The sequence below is a fragment of the Thermanaeromonas sp. genome (genome assembly GCF_021890735.1).
Taxonomy (GTDB): Bacteria; Bacillota; DSM-521; order Neomoorellales; family Neomoorellaceae; genus Thermanaeromonas.
In genome coordinates this window covers 1-3848 of sequence record NZ_JAKKUR010000117.1, presented here as the reverse complement: position 1 = coordinate 3848, position 3848 = coordinate 1, and the positions used below count along the sequence as shown (strand labels likewise).

Genomic DNA, 3848 nt, shown 5'->3' with positions numbered 1-3848 from the left:
AAACCATATTTTGTGACCAGTATAGCACCTATTAGAGCATAGGTCAATAATAGTTTAAGAGAAAATTTTTCTTAGTATAAGCTTAAGTAATTCTATTCTATTAAGCCCCCTTACGGGATGACCACCTTTTTTCCCACACCGGCCATAAAGCTTCCGCTGCCTCTACCACTACAGCATCAAATTGCAAAGCTTTATTTGCTTCCACTTCTTCCCAACACTGGCGCCAGTCAAGGGCGGGACGATAAGGCCGGTCAGAAGTCATAGCATCGATAGCATCACATAAACCGATGATTCGCGCCCCTAAAGGAATGGCTTCTCCTTTTAACCCTTTAGGGTATCCCTTACCATCCCAGCGTTCGTGGTGATAAAGGACTAGAAGGGCGATGTCCTCTAACCGCCGCGAACGGCTTAAAATATTATAGCCTATTTCAGGATGCCGTCTAATGGCCGCCCATTCATGGGGCAAGAGCTTACCAGGTTTCCGTAAAATTTGGTCCGGGACACCGATTTTACCAATATCATGCAAATGGGCGGCAATATGTACTTTTTCTAATTCTTTACCCTTGAGCCCCAAACGGCGACCCAGGTCATAAGCCATATCTGCTACCCGGCTGGAATGCTCTTTAGAATAAGGATCCCTCGCCTCCAGAGCCGCGGTCAGACACTCAATGATGTCATGATAAATATCGGAGCATAGACCCCATGTAAACAATAGACTTACCCCCAAAAATCTAAAAAGAAGTTGAGAGTTAAAAAACCCGGTAGAAAAGGTAATAAAAATATTCTACCGGGTTTTAACCTAAGATTAGATTATCTCTAGTAAACTTTGGAGGAGTTATCCGGTAGTTTATTTTAGATGAGGAAAGTACCTATAAGCCTTCCCATCTGGAACACCAGAACAGCCATAACCCACCCCAATACCAGGCTATATCCTACAGCAAAAGCGGTCCAACCCCAAGAATTGGTCTCCCGCCTTATAGCAGCAATAGTAGCCACACAAGGGACATAAATAAGGGTCATCACCATAAAAGCATAAGCCGAAAGAGGCGTAAAGTGCTGAGTTATAACTTCAGAAAGCCCCTCTTCTCCTACCCCATAAAGTACCCCTAAGGTCCCTACCACTACTTCTTTAGCCAAAATCCCAAAAATCAAAGCTGCCGCAGCCTCCCGGGTACCAAAACCCGCAGGGGCTAAAGCTGGGGCTAAGAAACTTCCTATCCGCCCAATAAAGCTTTCTGGACTAGCATATTCCACTCCTGGCGGCAAATTGGAAAGAGCCCATACAAGTACTACTACACCAAGGATTATAGTACCCGCCTTACGGACAAAACAGCTCCCTCGCTCCCACATGTGAATAAATAAACCCCTTAAGGTAGGTACCCTATAAGGAGGCAATTCCATAACAAAGGGTGCTACCTCTCCCTTAAACAATACACTTTTAAAAAGTTTACCCATCAGGATGGCTAAGCCTACTCCCAAAAGGTATAGAGAGAAAATAACCCATCCCTGGTAAGCAGGGAAAAAAGCTCCAGCAAAGAGCACATAAACAGGCAACCTGGCTGTACAGGACATTAAGGGATTAATTAAGATGGTGATTAACCTATCTCGCCTATTCTCTAAGGTCCGGGTAGCCATGATCCCAGGCACATTGCACCCGAAACCGATAAGCAGGGGGAGAAAAGATTTGCCATGGAGACCTAAAGCATGCATAAATCTATCCATAATATAGGCTGCCCGAGCCATATAACCGCTATCTTCTAAAATAGATATGGCTAAAAATAAGAGAAAGATAGGGGGAATAAATACTAGTACAGATCCTAAACCCCCAATTATCCCGTCGGTAAGGAAAGAAATAAGAAGGCGGGGAGCTCCTATAGCCTCTAACCTGTTACTGGCCACCCCATTTAAGCTTTCAAAAGCGCCCTCTATAACCCCCACTAAGGGATCACCTAGTTTAAAAGTAAACTGAAAAACTGTCCACATAAGCAAAAGGAATACAGGGAGCCCTAGGTAACGGTTAGTTACTATTTTATCTATTCTATCCGATAAAGTAAGCCGCTCTTCTAGGCTCTTTTGTCGTTTAACACTTTCTTTCACTATCCCATTTATAAATCCATACCGGCGTTCAGCTATAACCGCTTCCACTTCTTCACCCAAAACCGTAGCTAACGCCTTGCGGCTTTTCTCTAGCTGGGCCAAAATAGAGCCCTTTTTATTTTCCATTAATTCCTGCTGTAGCCTTTCATCCCCCTCTAAGAGTTTTACAGCCAACCACCGTGCAGGATACCTCTGGGTTAGAAAGGGGTCTTGTCCTATAAGGGCTTCTAATTTATTTATCTCCCCTTCAATTTCTCGACCATAATTTAGAGCTAAAGGGGAAGGAGGGTTCTTTAAAACCATCTTAGCCGCTTCAGCGAGAAGTTCCTTTATACCCTCTTGGCGGGTAGCTACTGTAGGAACTATCGGTACTCCTAGAAGGGAAGAAAGCTTATCTACCTTGATATCGAGCCCCTGTTTTTTAGCTTCATCCATCATATTAAGGGCTACCACTACTTTAGCACCCATCTCTAGAAGCTGAAGAGTTAAATAAAGGTTCCGTTCTAGATTGGTGGCATCTACTACATTTATAACGGCATCAGGATGATCGAAAAGAATAAAATTACGAGCTATAAGTTCGTCTTCACTATAGGCACCTAAGCTATAAGTACCGGGTAAGTCTATAATCTTTAAAATTTGCTCCTGATAAATCGCTTTCCCTTCTTTCTTTTCCACTGTCACCCCTGGCCAATTCCCTACATGCTGGCGTGAGCCAGTAAGATCATTAAAAATACTGGTCTTACCAGAGTTCGGATTGCCTGCTAAAGCAACTACCTTCTCTTTAGGCATCCTGGCCAAAGCCGCTTCTCCCATTTGTTTTATTCTCCTCCTTAATGACCATAATTTTCTGGGCCATACCCCGTCCAATAGCTAAACGGCAATCCCCACTATCGCCTATAGTAATAATTAATGGCCCAAAATTATCGTTGCGAATAACCTGTATGTGTTTGCCGCGTATGATTCCTAGCTCTGTTAAACGCCGGCGCAAGGTGAGACCACCAGTAATATCTTCTACTTTAGCTTTCTCACCTGGGGGTAAAAAGCTTAAAGGAAAGCTCTTCTCCCACATAAGGGAAATCACTCCTCAATTTCTATCCATACATTAGCCGCTTCGCTTTTCCTTAAGCTTAAATGATAACCCCTGACTTTAACCTCCAGGGGATCGCCTAAAGGTGCCACTCCCTCTACCACAATTTCTGCTCCTGGTACCAGCCCCATATCTAGCAAACGACGTTTGAGCCCCCCTTGGGCTGCTATCCGCGTTATCTTCCCTTTAGTACCTGGCTTTAGGGCACTTAAAGTTAAATTGCCCTCCAATCCCGTCACCTTCCCTTAATCGAGAGTGAAATTCATTCTCATTGATCAAGCATATAATAACATTGATAAAAACCTTTGTCAAGGGCTGTTTAAGCTGTTTAAGCCTTTCTGTTAACCCCTGTCCGACAAGAAGGACAATAGCCGAAAAATATGAGGGAAGATTTGGCGATTTCAAAGCCCTTATCTTTACACTTATCCACCAAAATATCGATTCCTATCTCTAATTCCTTGGTCTCCCCACATTCAAGGCAAATAAAATGAACATGAGAATCTTTATCAATGTCATATCTAGTAATACCTTCTATGGAAGGTATTTTTTGCGCAATACCTAGCTGGGCAAATAAATCTAATGTGCGGTAAACAGTAGCTAACCCTAAGGTAGAACAATAATTTTTGGCTACCTGATATATCTTTTCCACCGTTGGGTGTTCTGG

The 3848-nt window shown here is 43.3% G+C and carries 5 protein-coding genes; all 5 read right to left on the bottom strand.

Annotated features, from left to right (window positions below):
• Positions 1 to 100: 100 nt before the first annotated feature.
• Positions 101 to 712 carry an HD-GYP domain-containing protein gene (locus L5656_RS10835; RefSeq protein ID WP_297202847.1) on the bottom strand — a complete coding sequence of 204 codons (612 nt, stop codon included), beginning with the start codon at positions 710 to 712 and terminating at the stop codon, positions 101 to 103.
• Between the two features lie 140 nt (positions 713 to 852).
• A complete protein-coding gene (gene feoB, locus L5656_RS10830) occupies positions 853 to 2910 on the bottom strand; it encodes a ferrous iron transport protein B (RefSeq protein ID WP_297202845.1) in 2058 nt (685 codons plus the stop codon).
• A complete protein-coding gene (locus L5656_RS10825) occupies positions 2879 to 3166 on the bottom strand; it encodes a FeoA family protein (protein WP_297202843.1) in 288 nt (95 codons plus the stop codon). The genes feoB and L5656_RS10825 overlap by 32 nt, the downstream gene beginning before the upstream one ends.
• Before the next feature lie 8 nt (positions 3167 to 3174).
• Positions 3175 to 3414, bottom strand: coding sequence for a FeoA family protein (locus tag L5656_RS10820; protein WP_297202841.1), 240 nt, complete (start codon positions 3412 to 3414; stop codon positions 3175 to 3177).
• Between the two features lie 98 nt (positions 3415 to 3512).
• Positions 3513 to 3848: Fur family transcriptional regulator (locus L5656_RS10815; RefSeq protein WP_297202839.1), on the bottom strand; the 336-nt coding region annotated here is incomplete at its 5' end.

Excerpts from the sequence above, each read along its gene's own strand:
- feoB (WP_297202845.1), bottom strand. The coding sequence starts at position 2,910 with ATGGGAGAAGCGGCTTTGGCCAGGATGCCTAAAGAGAAGGTAGTTGCT.
- L5656_RS10825 (WP_297202843.1), bottom strand. The coding sequence starts at position 3,166 with ATGTGGGAGAAGAGCTTTCCTTTAAGCTTTTTACCCCCAGGTGAGAAA.